This is a genomic window from Streptomyces sp. NPDC097640 (assembly GCF_040302705.1).
In the GTDB taxonomy this organism is placed as follows: Bacteria; Actinomycetota; Actinomycetes; order Streptomycetales; family Streptomycetaceae; genus Streptomyces.
This window is the reverse complement of record NZ_JBEOSB010000044.1, coordinates 1-23,400: the sequence shown is the minus strand read 5'-3', so window position 1 is coordinate 23,400 and position 23,400 is coordinate 1. Positions and strand designations below refer to the sequence as shown.

The following is a 23,400-nucleotide window of genomic DNA, read 5'->3' as shown; positions in this document are numbered from 1 at the left end:
CGCCCTACGCCCCGCGGCCGGGGCGGCTGTGGACCGCGAAGGTCGAGTCGCGGACCACCAGCTCCGGCTGGAGGACGATGCGCCGGTGCCGGTGGGCGTCCGCGTCCTCGCCGGTCTCGTCGATCAGCAGTTCCGCCGCCGTACGCCCCATCCGGAACGCGGGCTGCCGTACGGACGTCAGCGGCACCGCGGCGGCCGAGGCGAACTCGATGTCGTCGTAGCCCACCAGCGCCACATCGCCCGGCACCGAGACCCCGGCCGAGAAGAGCGCCTGGAGCACCCCCAGGGCCAGCAGGTCGTTGGCGCAGAAGACGGCCGTCGGCCGCGGCGACATCCCCAGCAGCCGCGCCCCCGCGTCCCGCCCCGCCGCCACATCGAGCCGCTCGGCCTCGATGTGGACCAGCTCCTCCCGCGGCATGTCCTCCTCGGCGAGCGCCGTGAGCACGCCCTCGTACCGGTGCTGGCACTGGGGCAGGTGCATCGGGCCGCTGACGTAGGCCAGGGCGCGGTGTCCCTGGGCGAGCAGATGGCGGCCGGCGAGGGCGCCGCCCTCGACGTCGTCAACGGACACCGAACAGGCCTCGTCGTCCGGGACCTCACGGTCCACGAACACATAAGGGATGTCGTGGCGGCGGAAGTTCCGCAGATTGCGCCCGGTGGCGTCGGCAGGGGTCACCAGGACCCCGCGCACCCGCTGCTCGGCGAACAGGGAGAGGTAGTCGGCCTCTTCGTCGGAGCTCTGGGCGCTGTTGCACACCATCACCCCGAGCCCCTCCTCGCGCGCCGCCCGCTCCGCACCGCTCGCCACATCCACGAAGAACGGATTGGCCATGTCCAGCACCAGCAGCGAAATGATCCGGCTGCGCCCCGCCCGCAACTGCCGCGCCGACTCGCTGCGCACATACCCCAGCCGTTCGATCGCGGCGTGCACCCGGTCGCGGGTGGCCTCGGCGACCATTTCCGGCCGGTTGATCACATTGGAGACCGTGCCAACCGATACGCCCGCCTGTCGCGCGACGTCCTTGATCCCTACCATGCGTCCCACGACCTTCGACCCGCCCGCCTTCCCGCGGCCGGTAGCGGCCGCGGGACCCATGCTATGGCGTCCGGGGCGGGTTCTTCCCGCACCACCCCAGGGGGCGGGGGCGGAAGCCTGACCGCGCACGGTATCTCGACGCCATCACTACCGCGCCTCCGCCAGCCGCCCCCGTGCGGCGGCCTGGATCCGGGAGGGCCCGAGCCCCCACTGGAGGGTGCGTCCGACGGCCGTCGCCAGGGGCCGGTCCCAGCCGGTGCGGACGAGGGCCGGGCGGTGGATGCCGAGTTCGGTGCGGGCCCAGTCGGGGAGGAGTCCGACGGAGGCGTTCGTGAGCAGGCTCACGACCAGCCGCTCCCGTCGTGTGCGTCCGAAGCGGCGGAGGAACAGCACCGAGTCCAACGCGGCCGGAGTGGCCTGGAGTTGGGGGCGGAGGCGGGCCAGGTAGCGCTCGGCTTCGAGGGATGTGCGCGGTACGTTCCGGGCGCCCAACGCCTCGGCCATGGGGGCGGCTTGGCGGTAGTAGGCGTCGCACTCGGCGGGGGTCAGCCGGAGCGGCCGGGGCGCGTAGGTCTGGTGGCCGGCGAGGAAACTGCGTACCTCGGCGGTGTGCACCCAGGTGAGCAGGTCGGGATCGTCCGCGCGGTACGGCCGGCCGTCGGGGGCGGTGCCGTGCACCCGGGTGTGGATCCGCCGGACGAGGTCGATCACCTCGCGGGCGGCGGACGAGGAGCCGAAGGTGGTCGTGGTGATGAACCGTACGGTTCCGTTCAGCCGCCCGACCGGATCGGCGCGGAAGTCGGAGTGCTGGTCGACCCCCGCCATGGCCAGCGGATGCAGCGACTGGAGCATGAGCGCGGCGAACCCGCCGGTGAGCATCCCGGTGGCGTGCCCGTGCACCCGCCACACCGGGTCCCCCGGCGCGATCGCGAACAGCCCGGGATCACCGGGCGGCCCCGCGTACCGCTCCAGCTTGAGATCCCCGCCGTGCATGGTCGCCGTGAGTTCCGCCGCGATCCGTTCCCGCAGTCCCACCAGCACCTCCAGGGTCCGTGTCCCTCAGCCGAGGGTACCGATCCTGCCGGCGAGCACGGCCACGAGGATGAGCAGTCCGCACAGGGGGTTGGTGGCGAACGCCCGCCCGCAGGCTCCGACGTCCGCGGGGTCGGCCCGCCATACCTGCCATCCCAACTGCCCCGCGACCACGCACAGTCCGGGCCAGTACAGCGGCCCGAGCCCGGCCACGACGCCGAACCAGGCGAGCAGCACCACACACCCCGCGTACACGCCGCCCACCAGCACCCGGCTACGGCGCCCCAGCAGCACGGCGGCCGACCGCACCCCGGCCCGCACATCGGCTTCCCGGTCCTGGCAGGCGTAGATCACGTCCGTCCCCACGGCCCAGCAGATCAGCGCCCCGTACAGCACTCTGCCCCCGAGCCCGAGCCCTCCGGTGAGCAGGCCGTACACCAGCGGCAACGTCCAGTTGATGGTGATCCCCAGCCACACATGCGGCCAGTGGGTGACCCGCTTCATATACGGATACACCGCCGCGAGGGGCGCCCCGGCCGCCGCCCACACCACGGCCTCCACACTCCAGAACCCCATCACCAGCGGAGCGGCGGCCCCCACCACGACACACAGCACCAGCGCCCGCCCGGCCGCCAGCCGCCCGGAGGCGACGGGCCGCCCCGCCGTACGCGGCACCTGCGCGTCGAACCGCGCGTCCAGCACATCGTTGAGCCCGCAGGCGGCTCCTCTCGACAGCACCCCGTACACCAGGAGCAGCAGCCCGAGCAGGGCCCCGTCCCGGGGCCCGGCGATCGCTCCCAGGGCGATCCATCCGGGCACCACCAGCAGCCAGGCCCCCACCGGCCGGTCCAGCCGCAGTAACTCCAGATACGGCCGCACCCCGGCGGGGGCCCGTCCCACCCACCGGGCGGCACGGCCTTGGGCCGGGGCTTGAGTCGAGACGTGGGCCGGGGCTTGTGAGGCGACGGTCATACCGATCATGTCCCTTTCCAGGGGGGATTGCATGCCGATCGGTCCAACTTAACCCCGGCCAGGGTGAGTTACCCGTCTCTCCAGCCTAGCCGCAGCCCTCCGTGGAGCCGCTCGCGCTCACGCGCAGCGCGCGCCCCGAGGTGTCGGCGCTGTCGCTCATGCAGTAGCCGCTGACGCTCTGGAACATGACGTCGGCGGGGCTGTCGCCGCCGCGCTGGGCGGTGAAGTGGTCGAACTTCAGCCCGCTGCCGGTGTTGGCGATGACCGCCGGGCGGCCGTCGTCGTCGGCGAACCGCACCGAGCTGTCGGTGAAGGTGACACGGTCCGCGTTGTGGAGGTACCAGCCGAAGGCCGGACGGGTGCCGATGCTCTTGGGGTTGTAGTCCTTGGCGTCGTTGCTGGGCACGCCGGTGGACATGGTGTCGTTGCCGCCGGGGACGGTCAGATCGACCTTGTTGAAGGTGATGTCCGTGATGTGGTTCGCGCCCGACTCACCCCACAGGGTGGGGCTGAAGGAGGGGCTGTTGCCCGTTCCGGTGACGTTGTCGTACGTGACGTTGCTGATGTGGCCGACGCCCGGGTTGTTGCCGCAGCGCTTTCTCGTCCCGATCTTCAGCATGATGGGCGAGTGGACGCCGGTCATCGTGATGTCGCGGTAGTGGACGTCCGAGATGTTGGAGCCGTCCATGGACACCATGCCGAGGCCGGACTTGTCGGCGCCGGTGATGGTGATGTCCCGGAAGTCGTAGTCGGTGAAGTCGCCGCAGGTCTCGGAGCCGAACATCAGCGCGTTGCAGCACTTCGCGGACAGCTTGCTGTCCCGCACCTTCACATGGCCGTTGGGGAGCTTGGCGCCGAGGGCGTAGTCGCTCTTGAAGACGAGCGCGTCGTCGTTGGCGGCGATATCGGCGTCTGTGACGGTGACATTGGTGGTGCTGATGATGTTCCAGCCGTCGCGGTCGCTCGCGGTGTCGATGGCGAGGTGGTCGGAGGTCACGTCGTCGCAGCCGTTGATGAGAGCCGCGAAGTGGCCGCCGCGCCGCAGGGTGATGCCGCTGAGGGTCAGGCCCTTGCAGCGGGTCAGCGAGATGATCTTGTCGGCCTCGCCGGAGTCGGGGTTGCCGGTGATGAGGTTTCCGGCGCCGTCGATGGTGCCGGAGCCGGTGAAGCCGATGTTGGCGAGCTTGTCGCCGTAGAACATCGCGTTGTGGAAGTGGCTGTGTCCGTAGTCCTGGTAGTCGTCGTTCGGGTTGGCCTCCGGCTTGTCGTAGGTGTCCGCGCTGGACCCCAGGATGGTGGCCCCGGAGTCCAGCTGGAGGGTCACATCGCTCTTCAGATGGACCGTGTTCTTGGACTTGTACTGCCCGGAGGGGAATTCCACGATCCCGCCACCGGCGGCGTTGGCGGCGTTGATGGCCTTCTCGATCGCGCCGGTGTCGTTCGTCGAGCCGTCGGCCTTCGCGCCGTAGTCCTTGACGTCGAAGGTGGCGGCCCGGCCTGCGGCCGGGGCGGCCAGGGTGGGGGCCTGAGTCAGCCCGAAGACGATCGCGAGCACGAACACCGCTAACGCGGCGACTCTCTTCACCGTTCTCTCTCCTTCGCGTATCGGCCTTGATCGCTCATAGCGGCAGATCCGATGTATCCGAAGGTTCAACCATGATCCCTGCTATCCAGTGAGCCAAAGACGGTGGCGCGGTGCGGATAGATCGGATCTCTCACTCGGAATGTAACAGGCACAGAGAAGCTGTCAATGGGCCGGGCGCAGCCGCGCGCGTTCAGCGCAGCCGCGCCAGGCTCGATCCCCGGACCACGAGTTCGGGCTGGAGCACGATCCGCTGATGCCGGTGTGCGCCGGCCGCCTGCCCCGTCTCCTCGATCAGCAGCTCCGCCGCCGTACGCCCCATCCGGAACGCGGGCTGCCGTACGGACGTCAGGGGCACCGCGGCCGCCGCCGCGAACTCGATGTCGTCGTAGCCCACCAGCGCCACATCCCCCGGCACCGACACCCCGGCTCCGTACAGCGCCTGCAACACCCCCAGCGCCAGCAGGTCGTTGGCGCAGAAGACGGCCGTCGGCCGCGGCGACATCCCCAGCAGCCGCGCCCCCGCGTCCCGCCCCGCCGCCACATCCAGCCGCTCGACCTCCACATGGCGCAGCGCCGTCTCGCCCAGGCCCGTCTCGCTCAGGGCTTGCAGCGCGCCGGTGCGGCGGTCGTGGCACTGGGCCAGCTGCATGGGGCCGCTGACATACGCGATGGAGCGGTGGCCCTGGTCGAGGAGGTGGCGGGCGGCGAGGGCGCCGCCGGTGACATCGTCGACCGAGACCGAGCAGCCCTCCGCGCTGGGCACCAGCCGGTCGACGAAGACGAACGGGATGCCGTGCCGCCGGAACGACTCCAGGTTCCGCCCGCTGATGTCCGCCGGGGTGACCAGGACGCCGCGCACCCGCTGCTCGGAGAAGAGCCCCAGATACTCGGCCTCCTCCTCGGGGCTCTGGGCGCTGTTGCACACCATCACCCCCAGCCCCGCCTCGCGCGCCGCCCGCTCCGCACCGCTCGCCACATCCACGAAGAACGGGTTCGCCATGTCCAGCACCAGCAGCGAAATGATCCGGCTGCGCCCCGCCCGCAACTGCCGCGCCGACTCGCTGCGCACATACCCCAGCCGTTCGATGGTGGCGAGCACCCGGGCCCGGGTTTCCTCCGACACCGACTCCGGACGGTTGATGACGTTGGAGACGGTGCCGACGGAGACCCCGGCCTGGCGGGCCACCTCCTTGATGCCCACCGGCCGTGCCATCAAGCGGCGACTTCCACAAGCTCCAGGCCGGTGAGATCGGCCAGGGCGCGCAGCTCGGGCAGCAGCCGGCCGGTGGCCAGCGCCCAGTGGTGGGCGACGCCGCTCGCGCTCCAGGCGTCGGTCCACTCCCCCGGGTCGCAGCCGAAGTCGACACGGGAGGTGGTGTTGCCGATCTTCAGCAGCGGGCCGCCGACCACCTCGCCCTCGGAGGCGATGATCTTGTAGCGGCCGTCCCGGGTCTGCCCCAGGCCGACCAGGGTGACCGGGCCGTGCCGCACATCGAACTCGACGGACACGCCCCAGCCGCGTTTACCGTGGTAGACACCGAGGCCGCGCAGCAGCGGCTTGCGCTCGCTGATGGCCAGGTGGCCGGGCCCGTCATGGCCCATCTCCACCACCGCGTCCCGGAAGTTGAGCGCCTGGAGCTCGGTGAACGAGCCGCCCGCGCCCAACCGGTCGCAGATCAGCATGGCCAGCGAGGTGCGCAGCTCGTACTCGCCCGCCGCCGGAACACCGCGCGCGGTGAGCAGCGAGGAGCCGAGGATCATGCCCGCGCCCAGCTTCTCGTGGATCTCGCCGTCCAGGCCCCGGTGGTAGTACGCGAGCGAGTCCAGGTCGAAGTCGGCCACCAGCCGGTCCAGGCCGACCGCCACCCGCGCCGCCCAGGCCAGGTCCTCCTCGACGACCGAGTCGGCGAGCTCGAAGACCTCGCGGGTCTCGGCCAGCTTCGCCGCCACCTCGTCGTCCTTCACCTGCTGGACCCGCACCCGCAGATCGTCGAACTCCAGGACCTCGACATGGCCGCCGAGGTTGCCGGTGACCATGGTGAGGTCGGTGGACACGTCGTACATCCCGGGATACAGGTGTCCCATCAGCCCGTGCCGCCCGTGGCGCAGCACGGACCGCACCCCGGCAGCCCGGATCCAGCGGCCGATGCGCGCCCAGGCCCGGTCGTCCTCCAGATATCCGGACACCGACCGGAAGGGGACCCCGACCCGCTCGAAGGCGTTGGCCATCTCCGGCAGCGGACACGCGCCGCAGTAGGCGAGCCAGGCCCCGGTGTCGAAGGAGTCGTGGTCCATGGACTCGGTCGGCTGGAGGTTGATCAGCAGCACGGGGGCGCCGCTGCGCTGGGCGATCGGCACCAGCATGGTGGCCGTCATATAGGTGGTGAGGAAGCCGACGATCAGGTCGCAGTCCGCCGCGCGGAGCTTCTCGGCGGCCGCCGCGCCCTCCTGGGCGTCCGAGATGAAGCCCACGTCGACGACTTCGGCGTCGAACTCCCTCATGCGCTCGGTCACTCGGGCCGCGGAGCGGCGCAGCTGCGGGAGCAGATCGGGGAACTGGGGCCAGTACGCCCCGAGTCCGCCCGCGACCAGCCCGATCCTCGGCTTGCGCGCGACGGCGGGGAGACGTGCGGTCATGGTGTTTCTCTCACGTTCCTTTCCTGGTGCGATCGGGGGGGGCGGGCCGGGGTGTTTCCCCCGTCCCGCCCCTCCCGGGGCTACGCGAGGTGGAAGACCTCCGTCAGGGGCTTCATCGCCTCGTCCGGCTTCGCGCCGTCCAGCGCCTCGAAGAATTCCGCCATCTCCGCCTGCCACCTGGCGTTGACATCCGTCTGCGCCATGGCCGCCTGCGCGGCCGCGAAGTCGTCCGTCTCCAGATAGCCGACCAGCAGGCCGTCCTCGCGCAGGAAGAGCGAGTAGTTGTGCCAGCCGGTGGCGGAGAGGGCGTCGAGCATCTCGGGCCACACGGCCGCGTGGCGCTCACGGTATTCGTCGAGCCGGTCCTGGCGGACCTTCAGCAGAAAGCAGACGCGCTGCATGCCGGGCCGCCTCAGAAGTCGAAGTCGTCGATGTTGCCCTTGTCGAAGACGGTGGGCGGGCCGAGGATGACCTCGCCGTCCTTGCCGATGGTGTACTCGCCGAGCTCGCCGGCCTTGAACTTCTCCCCCTCCGCGCCGGTGATCTGCCCGGACGCCAGCGCCGCGGCCGCGTACGAGCCGAGGTAGCCGAGCTTCTTCGGGTCCCACAGGGAGAACTGCTCGACGGTGCCGTCCTTGACGTACTTGCGCATCTGGTTGGGCGTGCCGAGGCCGTTGATGACGACCTTGCCCTTGTACGAGGAGTCGCTGATGTACCGCGCGGCGGCCGCGATGCCGACCGTGGTGGGCGAGATGATGCCCTTCAGGTTCGGGTAGGCCTTGAGCAGGCCCTGGGTCTCCTGGAAGGACTTCTGGTCGTCGTCGTCCCCGTAGGCCGTCTTGACCAGCTTCATGTTCTTGTACTTGGGCTTCTTCAGCTCGTCCTTCATGAACTCGATCCAGGTGTTCTGGTTGGTCGCGTTCTGAGTGGCCGAGAGGATGGCGATCTCGCCCTTGTAGTCGAGCTGTTCGGCGATGTGCTGGACCTGGCTGCGGCCGATCTCCTCCGAGCTGGCCTGGTTGATGAACAGCTGGCGGCATTCCTTGGCGGTGTCCGAGTCGTAGGCCACCACCTTGATGTCCTTCTTCATGGCCTGCTTGAGCGGGCCGCACACCGCGTTGGGGTCGTTGGCGGCGATCAGGATGGCGTCCTGGCGCTGCTGGATGAGGGTGTTGATGTACGACACCTGGGACGAGGCGCTGGCGTCGGAGGGGCCGACCTCCTTGCCCTTGCCGCCGAACTCGTCGGCGGCCTTGATGCCCGCGTCGTCGACGATCTTCTCGTACGGGTTGTTGATCTGCTTGGGCAGGAAGGCGAGCTTGAGCCCCTTCTTCAGCGGGGCGTCGGGGTTGGCCTTCGCGTCTGTGGCCTTGGCGTCACCACCGTTGTTGTCGGAGGAGTCCTTCTTGGTGGTGCCGCCGCACCCCGCGAGGGTGACGGCCAGGGCACAGGCCGCGGCGACAGAGGCCGCGGCGCGGCGCCGGGAAGACGTGCGAAGGAACATGGGGAAACCTTTCGGGGAAGTGTGACGTCGTGCGTCGTCAGCTCGAGGCGGTGGCGGCGGCTCTCCGGTGGCGCCACTCGCTGACGGTCGAGATCAGACGGGGAGTGAGGACGGAGGCCACCAGCAGCAGCCCGGTGACGATCACCTGGACCTCGTTGGCCACGTCGTTGAGGGTCAGCAGGTTCTTCAGGATGCCGATGAGCAGCACCCCGGCGACCGCGCCGAACAGGGTGCCCTTCCCGCCGTCGAAGTCGATGCCACCGAGCAGTACGGAGGCGATGACCAGCATCTCGAAGCCCTGGCCGTTGTCCGCCCGGGCGCTGCCGTAGCGGAGGGTGAACACCACGCCCGCGAAGGCCGAGACGAGCCCGGTGACCACGAACAGAAGGAGCTTGATGCGCTTGACGCGGATACCGGCGAAATACGCGGCGTCCTCCTGGGCGCCGATGGCGAACAGCGACCGGCCCAGCCCCGTGGCGTGGAGCACCACGGCGGCCACGACGGCCAGCACGATGAACAGCGCCACCGGATAGGTGATGAAGGTGCCGGGGATGGTGGTGGTGTCCACCGCCCACTTGGCGTAGGTCTCGGGGAAGTCGGTGATGGCGTTGGAGCCGAGCACCACGGAGGCCAGCCCCCGGTAGAGGGCGAGCGTGCCGATGGTGACGGCGAGCGAGGGCAGCCCGACCTTGGTGACCAGCCAGCCGTTCAGCAGGCCACCGGCCACGCCGACCAGCAGAACCACGGGCACGATCGTCTCGAACGCCCAGCCGGAGTCCCACAGCTGCCCGGTCAGGGCGCTGCTCAGCCCCAGCATCGAGGCCACCGACAGATCCACCTGCCCGGCCACCACCAGCAGCGTCATCGGCAGCGCCATCAGCGCCACCTCGGCGATGTCGTTGAAGGCGAAGGCCAGGTTGTCACGGGCGGCGAAACCCTCGGTGGTGCCCAGCCCCGTGACGAAGACCGCCACCAGCAGCACACCGACCGCGGTGTCCCAGCGCAGCGCTCCGCGCAGCGGGCTCATCGGGCGCTCCTCTTCCTCAGCGCACGGGTCATGCGCACATTGACGATCCGGTCCACGCTGATCGCCGCCAGCAGCAGGGCGCCGGCGATGGCGTCCTCCCAGAACGAGTCGACCTTCAGCACGGACAGGGCGCTGCCGATGGTGGTGAGCAGCAGCGCGCCCAGCGCCGCGCCCCACACCGTGCCGACACCGCCGACGATGGCCACGCCGCCGACCACGACCGCGCTGACCACCGTCAGCTCCCAGCCGTGCGCGTTGTCCGCGACCACCGTGCCGAAGCGGGCCAGCCACAGCGCGCCCGCGAAACCGGCCACGGCGCCGGAGAAGACGTACGCGCCCAACACCCGGCGGCGGATCGCCACCCCGGCCAGCCGGGCGGCCTCCGGGCTGGAGCCGATGGCGTACAGCTCGCGTCCGCTGCGGAAGCTGCGCAGGAAGTACGCGGTCGCGGCGAGCACGGCGAAGGAGATCAGCGGCAGATACGGGATACCGAGGACGCTGCCGCTGCCGAGGTCGAGCACCGGCTGCGGCACATCGGCCGCGTTGATCTGCTCGCCCTCGGCCCACCAGTAGTCGACACCCTGGATGATGTAGAGCATCCCGAGGGTCACCACCAGCGCGGGCACCTTGCCGAAGCTGACCAGCGCGCCGCTGACCAGGCCGCAGAGCGCGCCGACCGCGATGCCGAGCAGGGCCACCAGCAGCGGGCCGTGGTCCGTGCCGGACACGAACTTCCCGCAGGCGAAGGCGGAGAGCCCCACCACGGAGCCCACCGACAGGTCGATGTTGCGGGTGACCACCACCACCGACTGCCCCACCGCGAGCAGCACCAGGATCGCGGCGTTGAGCAGCAGGTCCTTGACGCCCTGGCTGTTGAGGAAGCGGGGCTCGGCGATCCAGGTGAACAGCACCAGGAGCACCAGGGCCCCGGCGATGCTGATCTCGCGGGCGCGGAAGACGGTGTCGACCAGCGACCGCGCCGACCGCCCCGCCTCGGCCCGGGCCGTGGGTTTCTCCATGGTGGCCGTCATGCCGCAGCCCTTCCCTTGCCGGTACGGCCGGTCGCGGCGGCCATGACGGATTCCTCGGTGGCCTCGGCACGCGGGATCTCCGCGACCACGCGGCCCTCGTGCATCACCAGGACCCGGTCGGCCATGCCCAGCACCTCGGGCAGATCGGAGGAGATCATCAGCACCGCGAGCCCCTCGGCGGCCAGCGACGACAGCAGCCGGTGCACCTCGGCCTTGGTGCCGACGTCGATGCCGCGCGTCGGCTCGTCGACGATCAGCACCGAGGGTTCGGTGGCCAGCCACTTCGCCAGCACGACCTTCTGCTGGTTGCCGCCGGACAACACGCCGACGTGGTCGCTCAGCCTGCCGTACTTGAGCTGGAGCCGGGTGGCCCAGTCGGTGGCCCGCCCGCGCTCCAGGGCCCGCTTGACGAGCCCTCCGCTGCGGATCCGGTCCAATCCGGTGAGGCCGATGTTGCGCTCGATGGACATCTCCATGACCAGCCCGCGCTGGCGCCGGTCCTCGGGTACGAGCGCGAGCCCGGCGGCCATCGCGGCGTTCGGCGAACCGGGCCGCAGCGGTGTGCCCGCCACCCGCACCTCGCCCGCGTCCGCCCGGTCCACCCCGAACACGGCCTGCGCCACCTCGGTGCGGCCCGCGCCCACCAGCCCGGCCAGCGCGACGATCTCGCCCCGGCGCACCTCGAAGGACACATCCCGGAACACGCCCTCACGGGTCAGCCGGTGCACGGACAGAGCCGTCTCGCCGACCCGCGTGTCCTGCTTGGGATACAGCTCGTCCAGGTCCCGGCCCACCATCCGGCGCACCAGGTCGTCCTCGGTCAGGCCCTCCAGCGGCTCGGAGGCCACCCAGCGGCCGTCCCGCAACGTGGTCACCCGCTGGCACAGCCGGAAGATCTCCTCCAGCCGGTGCGAGATGAACAGCACGGCCGCGCCCTCGGCGCGCAGCGCCTCCACGACCGAGAAGAGCCGGGCGGTCTCGCTGCCGGTGAGGGCGGCGGTCGGCTCGTCCATGATTAGCACCCGGGCGTCGAAGGAGAGCGCCTTCGCGATCTCCACGATCTGCTGGTCGGCGATGGAGAGCCCACGCGCGGGCCGGTCGGGGTCCAGCGCCACACCGAGCCGGCTCATCAGCGCGGCCGTCGCGGAGCGCACCCCCTTGTGGTCGATCCGGCCGAGCCGCCGCCGGGGCTGACGGCCCATGAAGATGTTCTCGGCGATCGACAGGTCGGGGAAGAGCGTGGGCTCCTGGTAGATGACGGCGATACCCACGTCACGGGCGTCCGCGGGGCCGTGGAAGACCACCGGATCACCGTCGAGCAGCACCTGCCCGGCGTCGGGGCGGTGCACCCCGGCGAGCGTCTTGATGAGCGTCGACTTACCGGCGCCGTTCTCGCCGGCGAGAGCGTGCGCCTCGCCGGGGAACAGCTCGAGCGAGACGTCCCGCAGGGCCCGGACGGCGCCGAAGGATTTGTTCACCCCCTTGAGGGCGAGGACCGGAACTCCGGTCGAAACAGCCTGGCTCACGGTGTCGGTGTCTCCTTGCTTCCCGGCGAGAGCGGCCTTCCGGCCCGGGGAAAATGAAATGTTTCAAAGTCGGTGCCGGGAAGCTAGCCCGGCGATTTGCGACCGTCAAGGGGGTATGCGCCAGGTAAATCAAGTCGTTGCTGTCCCTCTTGACGCACCGCACACCGTGGACCTACGGTCCAGTAGCTTCAGCATTGAATCGTTTTTCCACGTCAGGGACCCCACCCCAGGGGTCGCACCGCTTCTTGACGCCCGGCCGTCCACACGGCTAGCGTCTGTTGAATCGTTTCATAGTTGCCTTCGAGGAGACGCATGTCTGACCTTTCGGCCGTGAAGGCGGCCCTCAAGACCCAGGCCGTCGAGACGCCGTCGTGGGCGTACGGCAACTCTGGAACCCGCTTCAAGGTCTTCGCCCAGCCCGGTGTTCCGCGCACCCCCCAGGAGAAGCTCGAGGACGCCGCCCAGGTGCACGCCTTCACCGGCGTGGCCCCCACCGTCGCCCTGCACATCCCCTGGGACAAGGTGGACGACTACGCGGCGCTCGCCAAGCACGCCGAGGAGCGCGGCCTGAAGCTCGGCGCCATCAACTCCAACGTCTTCCAGGACGACGACTACAAGCTCGGCTCGGTCACCAACCCCGACCCCGAGATCCGCGGCAAGGCGCTCGCCCACCTCCTGGAGTGCGTCGACATCATGGACGCCACGGGCTCCCGCGACCTGAAGCTCTGGTTCTCCGACGGCACCAACTACCCCGGCCAGGACGACATCGCCGCCCGCCAGGACCGCCTCTCGGAGGCCCTCCAGGCCGTCTACGAGCGGCTGGGCGAGGACCAGCGGCTGCTGCTGGAGTACAAGTTCTTCGAGCCCGCCTTCTACACCACCGACGTCCCCGACTGGGGCACGGCCTACGCCCACTGCCTCAAGCTCGGCCCCAAGGCTCAGGTCTGCGTGGACACCGGCCACCACGCGCCCGGCACCAACATCGAGTTCATCGTGGCGCTGCTGCTGCGGGAGGGGAAGCTCGGCGCGTTCGACTTCAACTCCCGCTTCTACGCGGACGACGACCTCATGGTCGGCGCGGCGGACCCCTTCCAGCTCTTCCGCATCATGTACGAGGTGGTCCGCGGCGGCGGCCTCGACTCGGGCGTCGCGTTCATGCTGGACCAGTGCCACAACATCGAGCCGAAGATCCCGGCGATCATCCGCTCGGTGATGAACGTGCAGGAAGCGACGGCGAAGGCCCTCCTCGTCGACCCGGACGCGCTGGCCGCCGCGCAGGCCTCCGGCGATGTCCTCGGCTCCAACGCGGTGCTGATGGACGCGTACAACACCGACGTGCGGCCGCTGCTCGCGGAGGTCCGCGAGGAGTTGGGGATCGACCCCGATCCCATGGCTGCGTACAAGGCCTCCGGGTGGGCGGAGCGGATCGTGGCGGAGCGGGTGGGTGGGACGCAGGCGGGCTGGGGCGCGTAGCGCCTGGCGGCGGGCTTTGTTCCCCACCCCGCCCCTTCCCGAACCATGGGGCTCCGCCCCCTGGACCCCGACCACCACCGGGGCTCCGCCCCACGGCCCCGGCGGGCGGTGGCAGGAGGCCCCCGGGCCTGCGGCCGGGGAACAGCGGCCAGCAGCCGGCACGCCGGGCCGGGGGCTCCGAACCGCCCCCGGGGAGCCGCCGCCAACGGGCCGGACGGGCCGGGCGCGGGGACGGGCACCCGGCCGCCGCCGGGAGACCAGGCGGGTCCACGTGGCGGGGCTGCGCCCCTGGACCCCGGCCAGGCACGGGGGCTCCGGCCCCACGGCCCCGGCTGGGAGAGCCCCAGGCGGAGCCGGGGCGCGCCGCACCGGAGGCATGGTTGCCCGGACCCGCCACTGGCGGGCAGTGGCACGAGAGCACCGGCCGGAACCGCCGGGCCCGGGGGCTCCGAGCCGTCCCGGGGACCCACCGCCGGGAGAACCCCAGGCGGAGCCGGGGCGCGCCGCACCGGTGGCCTGGTTGCCCGGGGCCGCCGGGCCCGGGGGCTCCGAACCGTCCCTGGGAGCCACCGCCGGGAGAACCCCAGGCGGAGCCGGGGCGGGGGATGCGCCCCGCGCGTGGACTTGACCGGGAACGTACGACCCCGCCATGGCGGGGATTGGCCGACTTCATCAACCACACGAAGAGGAAGAACATGACCGCAGAACTGCACCCCGAAGCGGCCACCCTGCTGGAGCGATCGCACCGCCTCGGGGCGGACCCCAGGAACACCAACTACGCGGGCGGGAACACCTCCGCCAAGGGCACCGCGACCGACCCGGTGACCGGGCAGGATGTCGACCTCATGTGGGTGAAGGGCTCCGGGGGCGACCTGGGGACCCTGACCGAGGCCGGGCTCGCCGCGCTGCGGCTGGACCGGTTGCGGGCGCTGACCGAGGTCTACCCGGGGGTGGAGCGCGAGGACGAGATGGTCGCCGCGTTCGACTTCTGCCTGCACGGCAAGGGCGGCGCCGCGCCGTCCATCGACACCGCCATGCACGGCCTGGTCAACGCCGCCCATGTCGACCATCTGCACCCCGACTCCGGCATCGCGCTCGCGTGTGCCGCCGACGGCGAGGCGCTCACCAAGGAGTGTTTCGGCAACCAGGTCGTATGGGTTCCCTGGCGCCGCCCCGGGTTCCAGCTCGGCCTGGACATCGCCGCCATCAAGAAGGCCAACCCCGAGGCCATCGGCTGCATCCTCGGCGGCCATGGCATCACCGCCTGGGGCGACACCTCCGACGAGTGCGAGGCCAACTCGCTCCGTATCATCCGCACCGCCGAGCAGTTCCTCGCCGAGCGCGGCAAGGCGGACCCCTTCGGCCCCGCCATCCCCGGCCACGAGCCCCTGCCCGAGGCCGAGCGCCGCGCCCGCGCCGCCGCGCTCGCCCCCGTCCTCCGTGGCCTCGCCTCCACGGACCGCCCGCAGGTGGGCCACTACAACGACAGCGCCCCCGTCCTCGACTTCGTCTCCCGCGCCGAACACCCGCGGCTGGCCGCGCTCGGCACCTCCTGCCCGGACCACTTCCTCCGTACCAAGGTCCGCCCCCTGGTCCTCGACCTCCCGCCCACGGCCCCCCTCGACGAGACGATCGCCCGTCTCAAGGAGCTGCACGCCGCCTACCGCACCGACTACCAGGCGTACTACGAGCGGCACGCCGCTCCCGACTCCCCCGCGATGCGCGGCGCCGACCCCGCGATCGTGCTCATCCCCGGTGTCGGGATGTTCAGCTACGGCAAGGACAAGCAGACGGCCCGGGTGGCCGGCGAGTTCTACGTCAACGCGATCAATGTGATGCGCGGCGCCGAGGCCGTATCGAGGTACTCCCCCATCGAGGAGTCGGAGAAGTTCCGCATCGAGTACTGGGCGCTGGAGGAGGCCAAGCTTCAGCGGATGCCGAAGCCCAAGCCCCTGGCGACCCGTATCGCCCTGGTCACCGGCGCCGGCTCGGGCATCGGCAAGGCCATCGCGCAACGTCTGGTGGCCGAGGGCGCCTGCGTGGTCATCGCGGACATCAACACCGAGAACGCCGTGGCCGTGGCAGCCGACCTGGGCGGCCCCGACAAGGCCGTCCCCGTCACCGTCAACATCACCTCCGAAGAACAGATCAAAGCGGCCTTCGACCAAGCGGTCCTGGCCTTCGGCGGGCTCGACCTCCTCGTCAACAACGCGGGGATCTCCATCTCCAAGCCCCTCCTCGAAACCACCGCCAAGGACTGGGACCTCCAGCACGACATCATGGCGCGCGGCAGTTTCCTCTCCTCCCGCGAGGCGGCCCGGGTCATGATCGACCAGGGCATGGGGGGCGACGTCATCTACATCGCCTCCAAGAACTCCGTCTTCGCGGGGCCGAACAACATCGCCTACTCCGCCACCAAGGCCGACCAGGCCCACCAAGTACGTCTCCTGGCAGCCGAACTGGGCGCACACGGCATCCGGGTCAACGGGGTGAACCCCGACGGCGTCGTACAAGGCTCAGGAATCTTCGCGGGCGGCTGGGGCGCACAGCGCGCGGCCACATACGGCATCCCCGAAGACGAGCTGGGCAAGTTCTACGCCCAGCGCACCCTGCTCAAGCGCGAGGTCCTGCCCGAACACGTGGCGAACGCGGTCTTCGCGCTCACCGGGGGCGATCTGACGCACACCACCGGTCTGCACGTCCCGGTCGACGCCGGGGTCGCGGCGGCCTTCCTGCGCTGACACGCACGTGAGGGGGCGGGGGTGCAGGGGTGGCGCCCTGGACGCTTACGTGTATTTGTGGCGCCAAGTTCCGGGCAACACCCTGCTTCCGGGCACCGGCGCCGTAAATATACGGTCCAGGGTGACAGCCCCGGAGGCCCCGCCCCCGCCCCGTACCCATGTACAGCAACCACGACCGCGAGGCCCCCGTGCCACCCACCGAAACTTACTTCGCCGCCGTCGACCTCGGCGCCTCCAGCGGCCGCGTCATGGTCGGCACGGTCGCCCCAGGCACCCTCGAACTCCACGAGGTGCACCGCTTCCCCAACCACCCGGTCCGCATAGGCGGCACCCTGCACTGGGACATCCTCGCCCTCTACCAGGGCGTCCTGGACGGCCTGCGCGCCGCGGCCGAGGCCGCCCGGGCCGCGAACACGCACCTCACCAGCGTCGGCATCGACAGCTGGGCCGTCGACTACGGCCTCCTGGGCGCCGACGGCGCGCTGCTGGGCAACCCCGTCCACTACCGCGACACCCGCACCGACGGCGCGGCCGAACAGGTCGCCACCGTCCTCCCGCCCGAGGACCTGTACGCGGCCACCGGCCTCCAGCACCTCCCCTTCAACACCATCTACCAGCTGACCGCCGCCCAGGGCAGCTCGGCCCTCGCCGCCGCACACCGAATCCTCCTCATCCCGGACCTCATCTCGTACTGGCTGACGGGCGAGGCGGGCACCGAGCTGACCAACGCCTCCACCACCCAGCTGATCGACCCCCGCACCCGCGACTGGTCCCGCCCCGTCGCCGCCGTCGCCGACACCCTCGGCATCGACCTGTCGCTCTTCCCGCCCCTCCGCAACCCCGGCGACCCGGCGGGAGAGCTGCGCCAGGAGATCCTGTCCGCCACCGGCCTCGAAGGCCCCGTCCCCGTCCCCGTCACCGCCGTGGGCTCCCACGACACCGCCTCCGCCGTCGTCGGCGTCCCCGCCACCACGCCCGACTTCGCGTACATCGCCACCGGCACCTGGTCCCTGGCCGGGCTGGAGCTCGACGCCCCGGTCCTCACCGAGGCGAGCCGGCGCGCCAACTTCACCAACGAACTCGGCGTGGACGGCACGGTCCGCTATCTGCGCAACATCATGGGCCTGTGGATGCTCCAGGAGTGCCTGCGCACCTGGGAATCGGAGGGCAGTCCCCAGGACCTGCGAACACTCCTCGACGAGGCGGCCCGAGCAGCACCCCTCCGTTCCGTGGTCGACGCCGGAGCCCCGGAGTTCATCGCCCCGGACCGGATGCCCGACCGGATCGCGGAGGCCTGCCGCCGCACCGGCCGGCCGGTCCCCCGCACCCCCGCCGAGACCACCCGCTGTGTCCTGGACTCCCTCGCCCTGGCCCACCGCCGCGCCATCGAGGACGCACAGCGCCTGTCCGGCCGTACCGTGCGCACCGTGCACATCGTCGGCGGCGGCGCGCACAACGCGCTGCTGTGCCGGCTGACCGCGGACGCCTGCGGGCTGCCGGTGGTCGCGGGCCCGGCGGAGGCCGCGGCGCTCGGCAATGTCCTGGTGCAGGCCCGGACCGCGGGCGTGGTCACCGGCGGCCTGCCCGAGCTGCGTGCGCTGCTTCACAGCACCCAGCCGCTGAGGCAGTATGAGCCTTCGGGTGATCAAGCGGCGTGGTCCCGGGCGGCCGCCCTCGTCGAGGGCGGCCGGGCCGAGGGCCAGGAGGAGGAACCGTGCGCGTAGCGCTCTTCATCACCTGCGTCAACGACACGCTCTATCCCCGCACCGGGCACGCCGTCGTCACCCTCCTCGAACGGCTGGGTGTCGAGGTCGGCTTCCCGCCGGAGCAGAGCTGCTGCGGGCAGGCGCAGTTCAACACCGGCTACCGCCACCAGACCGAGCCCCTGGTGCGCCGCTACGCTGCCGCGTTCCAGGACTACGACTACGTGGTCACCCCCTCCGGCTCGTGCGCCGCCATGGTGCGCGACAACTACCCGAGGATCGGGGCGAAGGCGGCGGCCGAGGGCCGTGGTCAGGAGCTGACCGAGCTGGCGGCCGCGGCGGTGCCCAAGACATACGAACTCACCGAGTTCATCACCGACGTCCTGAAGGTGACCGACGTGGGCGCCTACTACCCGCACACCGTGACGTACCACCCCACCTGCCACGGCCTGCGGATGCTGCGCCTGGGCGACCGGCCGCGCAGGCTGCTGTCGGCCGTCGAGGGTCTTGAGCTGGTCGAGTTGCCGGGCGCGGAGGAGTGCTGCGGCTTCGGCGGCACGTTCGCCGTGAAGAACACGGCGGTCTCGGCCGCGATGGGCGCCGACAAGGCGCGCAACATCACCGCGACCGGGGCCGAGGCGGTGTGCACGGTCGACAACTCGTGTCAGATGCACATCGGCGGGACGCTCGCCCGGCAGGGCTCCACGGTCCGCCCGGTCCATATCGCCGAGATCCTGGCGAGCACGGAAGGAGACGTCTGGTGACCGGCACCTATCTGGGCATGCCCGCGTTCCCCGACGCGGCCGCGGTCTCGACGAAGAACACGCAGCTGCGCGCCAATCTGCGGCACGCCACCCACACCATCCGCGCCAAGCGCGCCAAGGCCGTCGCGGAGCTGGACGACTGGGGCGGGCTGCGCGCCGCGGGTGCGGCGATCAAGGACCGTACGCTGCGCCATCTCGACCACTACCTGGAGCAGTTGGAGAGCGCCGTGACCGCGGCGGGCGGCCAGGTGCACTGGGCGGCGGACGCGGACGAGGCGAACCGGATCGTCACCGAGCTGGTCCGGGCCACCGGCGAGCGCGAGGTCGTCAAGGTCAAGTCGATGGCCACGCAGGAGATCGGGCTGAACGACGCGCTCGCCGAGGCGGGCATCCGCGCGTACGAGACCGATCTGGCCGAGCTGATCGTGCAGCTCGGCGACGATCTGCCGTCGCACATCCTGGTGCCCGCGATCCACCGCAACCGCACCGAGATCCGGGACATCTTCACCGACCAGATGGCCCGCTGGGGCCGCCCCGCGCCGGAGGGGCTGACGCACGCCCCGGCTGATCTGGCGGAGGCGGCGCGGCTGCATCTGCGCGAGAAGTTCCTGAACGCGAAGGTCGGGATCTCGGGCGCCAACTTCATGGTGGCGGAGTCCGGCACGCTGGTCGTGGTCGAGTCCGAGGGCAACGGCCGGATGTGTCTCACACTCCCCGAGACGCTGATCTCCGTCGTGGGCATCGAGAAGGTGGTGCCGACGTGGCAGGACCTGGAGGTGTTCCTCCAGTTGCTCCCGCGCTCCTCGACGGCGGAGCGGATGAACCCGTACACCTCCACCTGGACGGGCACGACCGACGGCGACGGCCCGCGCGTCTTCCATCTGGTGCTGCTCGACAACGGGCGCACGGACACGCTCGCGGACACCGTGGGGCGGCAGGCGCTGCGCTGCATCCGCTGCTCGGCGTGTCTCAATGTGTGCCCGGTGTACGAGCGGGCGGGCGGCCATGCGTACGGGTCGGCTTACCCGGGGCCGATCGGGGCGATCCTCACGCCGCAGCTACGTGGCACCCAGAGCGAGCTCGACGCCTCGCTGCCGTACGCCTCGTCGCTGTGCGGCGCGTGTTACGAGGTGTGTCCGGTGGCGATCGACATCCCGGAGATCCTGGTCCATCTGCGCGAGCGGGTGGTCGAGGGCGGCCCGGTGTCGGTGCACGGGACGCGGACGGTCATCAAACCGGCGAAGGGCCACGCCGCGGAGCGGGCCGCGATGCGGGCGGCGCGCTGGGCCCTGGACCACCCGGGTGTGCTGCGCGCCGGGCAGCGCCTGGCCTCCCGTACCCGCCGCTTCCATCCACGCCGGCTGCCGGGGCCGGGGCGGGCGTGGACGGACACCCGGGAGCTGCCGGAGGTGCCGGCCGAACCGTTCCGGGACTGGTGGCGCAGAACACGCGGCGACGAGGGCACGAGCGGCGAGGGGAAGAGGACGACGTGAGCAGCCGAGACCTGGTGCTGGCCCGTGTCCGCCGCGCGCTGGCGGACGTCCCGCGGACCGAGGGCCCCTCCGACGCCCCCGTGGACCGCGGCTATCTGCGGGCGCACGGGGACCGGACCACTGCGCAGACCGTGGATCTGCTCGCGGAGAACCTGGCCGACTACCGGGCGATCGTGCACCGTACGGACCCGAAGGGGCTCCCGGGCCTGATCGCCCGGCTGCTGGACGGGCGCGGCGCGACCAGCGTGGTCCTGCCGCCCGGGCTGCCCGACGCGTGGCTGTCGGCCGTCGACGCGCAGCGGGTGGCGCGGATCGCGGACACGCCGGAGCTGACCCCGCACGATCTGGACGCGGTCTCCAGTGTGGTCACGGGCTGCGCGGTGGCGGTGGCGGAGACGGGCACGGTGGTGCTGGACGCGGGCCCGGACCAGGGGCGCCGTCGCATCACGCTGGTGCCCGACCACCACATCTGTGTCATCCGGGTGCCCGAGCAGGTCGTGGACTCGGTACCGCAGGCTCTTGAGCGGCTCGATCCGGCGCGCCCGCTGACCTGGATCTCGGGTCCGTCGGCGACGAGCGACATCGAGCTGGACCGGGTGGAGGGGGTGCACGGCCCGCGGACACTGGAGGTCGTGCTGGTGGAGAGCTGAAGCCACGCAAGAGAGCAACGCGTTCAAACCACAAGAGGCCGCGCGGCGGATGCGGCCTTGCTCACATACCCGCGGTAACAGCACTCTTGAGCGGTTTGCACCGGTGCCGTTGTCAGTGGCTGCCCGTACTCTGATCTGCATGCGTCCGACTCCTACTCACCACGAACCCGCTTTACTCACCACCTCGACCGACCAGGCGAACGAGGCGATCCGGGTGTTTCTGCTCGCGCGCGCCGGCCGGGCGCTGGGCCCCCAGGAGCGGGCCGAATACGGTCGGCTGCTGAAGGACTACACCCGGGCGCTGCGGGGAGAGGTCGGGCAGGCGGCATGAGCCGCCGCGGCGCGCCGGGAGCGTGTCGCGGGTCACGCCCTGCGCTTGTGGCCTGAAGTACCCCTTGTGATGGAGCATCACCGTCCATAGGTTGTGAACTCGTTGTGCGCCCTGCCGCTTGACGCGGGGGTGGAGCGGCAGGGCGCACAACTCATCACGGGGGATCATGGGGGAATGACCACGCCATGCGCACAGCGGGAAGAGTCATGCTCGGTGTGACAGCCGTTGCGGTCGTGGGCGTTGCGAGCCTCGGCGCGTACAACCTGTACACCGGGCTCACCGGGGGCAACGAAAGTCCGGGCCACGACGGCCCGGTGACCGCGTCCGAAGTGCGGACGACCGCCCATGACTTCCTCGCCGCCTGGGCGGACCGGAACGATCTACGGGCCTCGCAGCTCACCAACGACGCCGCGTCCGCCGTGGCCGCGCTGAGCGGCTACCGCAAGGACGGCCATGTGTCAAAGCTGACGCTCAAGGCGGGCCGGGCGCAGGGCACTCAGGTGCCGTTCGACGTCACGGCCGACATCTCCTACCAGGGCACCCGCTCCACCTGGACCTATGCCTCGGAGCTGACGGTGGTGCGCGGCAGGACGACCGGCCGCCCGCTCGTCGACTGGACACCCGCCGTGCTGCACCCGAAGCTGACGGCCGAGCGCCCGGCCCTGCGCACTGGCCTCGCCGAGACGGTGTCCGTCAAAGTGGTGGACCGCGACGGCCAGGAGCTGACGGAGGATCACTACCCCTCACTCGGCCCGGTGCTGACCCAACTCCGCAAGAGATACAGCGCCGCCACGGGGGCCAGCGGCCGGATCGAGGTGTGGGCGGCGGGCGCGAGCGGCAAGCCCGCGACCACGCTCCATGTGGTGTCCAAGGGCAAGCGGGGCACCCTGCACACCACGCTCGACGCGCGGGTACAGAGCCGCGCCGAGGAGGCGGTCGCGAAGCGCACGGGCGCCTCGGTGGTCGCGCTCAAGCCCAGCACGGGCGAGGTGCTCGCGGTGGCCAACTCCGACCGTACGGAGTTCAATCCGGCCTTCCAGGGCGCCACCGCGCCCGGGTCGACGTTCAAGATCGTCACATCGGCGGCGCTGCTGGAGTCCGGTGAGGTCACGCCGGGCCGGGCGGTGCCCTGCCCCAAGACGATCTCGTACCAGCAGGGCATGACCTTCCACAACGTCGAGGACAGCGAGAATCCGTCCGCCACCTTCGCGCAGGACTTCGCCGCCTCCTGCAACACCGCCTTCGTCTCGCTGGCCGGCGACCTGTCCGACGGCGCCGTCGCGGACGAGGCGCGGGAGGTGTTCGGGATCGGGCTCTCCTGGCATGTGGGGGTGGAGACGTTCGACGGCTCGGTCCCGACGGGCGGCGGGGACGACAAGGCCGCCGCGCTGATCGGGCAGGGCAAGGTGCAGATGAATCCGCTCACCGTGGCCTCGGTGGCGGCCACCGCCCAGACCGGCGCGTTCCGGCAGCCGGTCATCGTGCCGCGGTCCCTGATCAGCGAGAAGAAGGCGACGGCGGAGCGCAGTCTGAGCCCGGCGGCGGTCCAGCAGCTCAAGAGCATGATGCGGCTCACCGCCACCAGTGGTACGGCGGCCCGCGCGATGGCGGGGCTCACCGGGGACATCGGGGCGAAGACGGGCTCCGCCGAGATCGACGGGCAGCCGACCACGAACGCGTGGTTCACGGCGTACCGGAACGACATGGCGGCGGCGGCCGTGGTCACGCAGGGCGGCCACGGTGGTGACGCGGCGGGCCCGGTCGTCCGGGACGTCCTCGCGTCCCACGGTTAGCGCCTGCGGCGGGCCTTTCCCCACCCTGCCCCTTCCCGCAACCGGGGCTCTGCCCCCCCCCCCCCGCCGCAACGGCGAGCACACCCAAGAAAAACCAAAAAC

At 71.0% G+C, this 23,400-nt stretch carries 19 protein-coding genes; 8 read left to right on the top strand and 11 right to left on the bottom strand.

Annotated features, from left to right (window positions below):
* Window positions 1-4 precede the first annotated feature (4 nt).
* The 11 genes from ABTY62_RS43915 to ABTY62_RS43865 form a co-directional block, all read right to left on the bottom strand.
* Window positions 5-1,036, bottom strand: a complete 1,032-nt coding sequence (locus ABTY62_RS43915) for a LacI family DNA-binding transcriptional regulator (protein ID WP_352135043.1) — start codon at window positions 1,034-1,036, stop codon at window positions 5-7.
* 147 nt (window positions 1,037-1,183) lie between these two features.
* Window positions 1,184-2,071, bottom strand: a complete 888-nt coding sequence (locus tag ABTY62_RS43910; protein ID WP_352134997.1) for an oxygenase MpaB family protein — start codon at window positions 2,069-2,071, stop codon at window positions 1,184-1,186.
* Window positions 2,072-2,095: 24 nt separating this feature from the next.
* Window positions 2,096-3,049: a 4-hydroxybenzoate octaprenyltransferase gene (locus ABTY62_RS43905; RefSeq protein ID WP_352134996.1), complete on the bottom strand. Its 954-nt coding sequence runs from the start codon at window positions 3,047-3,049 to the stop codon at window positions 2,096-2,098.
* A gap of 76 nt (window positions 3,050-3,125) precedes the next feature.
* Window positions 3,126-4,625 carry a glycoside hydrolase family 28 protein gene (locus ABTY62_RS43900; RefSeq protein ID WP_352134995.1) on the bottom strand — a complete coding sequence of 500 codons (1,500 nt, stop codon included), beginning with the start codon at window positions 4,623-4,625 and terminating at the stop codon, window positions 3,126-3,128.
* 190 nt (window positions 4,626-4,815) lie between these two features.
* Window positions 4,816-5,838: a LacI family DNA-binding transcriptional regulator gene (locus tag ABTY62_RS43895; protein ID WP_352134994.1), complete on the bottom strand. Its 1,023-nt coding sequence runs from the start codon at window positions 5,836-5,838 to the stop codon at window positions 4,816-4,818.
* Entirely contained in the window at window positions 5,838-7,262 is a 1,425-nt protein-coding gene (locus ABTY62_RS43890; RefSeq protein WP_352134993.1) for an L-fucose/L-arabinose isomerase family protein, read from the bottom strand. The genes ABTY62_RS43895 and ABTY62_RS43890 overlap by 1 nt, the downstream gene beginning before the upstream one ends.
* A gap of 80 nt (window positions 7,263-7,342) precedes the next feature.
* Window positions 7,343-7,663 carry an L-rhamnose mutarotase gene (locus ABTY62_RS43885; RefSeq protein WP_311730673.1) on the bottom strand — a complete coding sequence of 107 codons (321 nt, stop codon included), beginning with the start codon at window positions 7,661-7,663 and terminating at the stop codon, window positions 7,343-7,345.
* 11 nt (window positions 7,664-7,674) lie between these two features.
* Complete coding sequence (gene rhaS / locus ABTY62_RS43880; protein WP_311730672.1) at window positions 7,675-8,766, bottom strand: rhamnose ABC transporter substrate-binding protein; 1,092 nt, start codon at window positions 8,764-8,766, stop codon at window positions 7,675-7,677.
* A gap of 37 nt (window positions 8,767-8,803) precedes the next feature.
* Window positions 8,804-9,793: an ABC transporter permease gene (locus tag ABTY62_RS43875; protein WP_311730671.1), complete on the bottom strand. Its 990-nt coding sequence runs from the start codon at window positions 9,791-9,793 to the stop codon at window positions 8,804-8,806.
* Window positions 9,790-10,824, bottom strand: a complete 1,035-nt coding sequence (locus ABTY62_RS43870; RefSeq protein WP_352134992.1) for an ABC transporter permease — start codon at window positions 10,822-10,824, stop codon at window positions 9,790-9,792. Before ABTY62_RS43870 ends, ABTY62_RS43875 begins: the two co-directional genes overlap by 4 nt.
* Complete coding sequence (locus tag ABTY62_RS43865; RefSeq protein WP_352134991.1) at window positions 10,821-12,350, bottom strand: sugar ABC transporter ATP-binding protein; 1,530 nt, start codon at window positions 12,348-12,350, stop codon at window positions 10,821-10,823. The genes ABTY62_RS43870 and ABTY62_RS43865 overlap by 4 nt, the downstream gene beginning before the upstream one ends.
* A 312-nt stretch (window positions 12,351-12,662) precedes the next feature.
* Between ABTY62_RS43865 and rhaI the strand changes: the two genes are divergently transcribed.
* The 8 genes from rhaI to ABTY62_RS43825 all read left to right on the top strand — a co-directional run bounded on the left by rhaI (window position 12,663) and on the right by ABTY62_RS43825 (window position 23,298).
* Entirely contained in the window at window positions 12,663-13,823 is a 1,161-nt protein-coding gene (gene rhaI, locus ABTY62_RS43860; protein ID WP_352134990.1) for an L-rhamnose isomerase, read from the top strand.
* Window positions 13,824-14,518: 695 nt separating this feature from the next.
* Window positions 14,519-16,564, top strand: a complete 2,046-nt coding sequence (locus ABTY62_RS43855) for a bifunctional aldolase/short-chain dehydrogenase (protein WP_352134989.1) — start codon at window positions 14,519-14,521, stop codon at window positions 16,562-16,564.
* Window positions 16,565-16,722: 158 nt separating this feature from the next.
* Window positions 16,723-18,288 (top strand): rhamnulokinase, encoded by a 1,566-nt coding sequence (locus ABTY62_RS43850; protein ID WP_352134988.1) that lies wholly within the window; start codon window positions 16,723-16,725, stop codon window positions 18,286-18,288.
* On the top strand, window positions 18,279-19,031 hold the full coding sequence (locus ABTY62_RS43845) for a (Fe-S)-binding protein (protein WP_352134987.1): 753 nt from the start codon (window positions 18,279-18,281) through the stop codon (window positions 19,029-19,031). Before ABTY62_RS43850 ends, ABTY62_RS43845 begins: the two co-directional genes overlap by 10 nt.
* Entirely contained in the window at window positions 19,028-20,524 is a 1,497-nt protein-coding gene (locus ABTY62_RS43840; RefSeq protein ID WP_352134986.1) for a lactate utilization protein B, read from the top strand. The genes ABTY62_RS43845 and ABTY62_RS43840 overlap by 4 nt, the downstream gene beginning before the upstream one ends.
* Window positions 20,521-21,174: a LutC/YkgG family protein gene (locus ABTY62_RS43835; protein WP_352134985.1), complete on the top strand. Its 654-nt coding sequence runs from the start codon at window positions 20,521-20,523 to the stop codon at window positions 21,172-21,174. Before ABTY62_RS43840 ends, ABTY62_RS43835 begins: the two co-directional genes overlap by 4 nt.
* A gap of 139 nt (window positions 21,175-21,313) precedes the next feature.
* Complete coding sequence (locus ABTY62_RS43830; RefSeq protein ID WP_311730661.1) at window positions 21,314-21,505, top strand: hypothetical protein; 192 nt, start codon at window positions 21,314-21,316, stop codon at window positions 21,503-21,505.
* 206 nt (window positions 21,506-21,711) lie between these two features.
* Window positions 21,712-23,298, top strand: a complete 1,587-nt coding sequence (locus ABTY62_RS43825; protein ID WP_352134984.1) for a penicillin-binding transpeptidase domain-containing protein — start codon at window positions 21,712-21,714, stop codon at window positions 23,296-23,298.
* Window positions 23,299-23,400 lie beyond the last annotated feature (102 nt).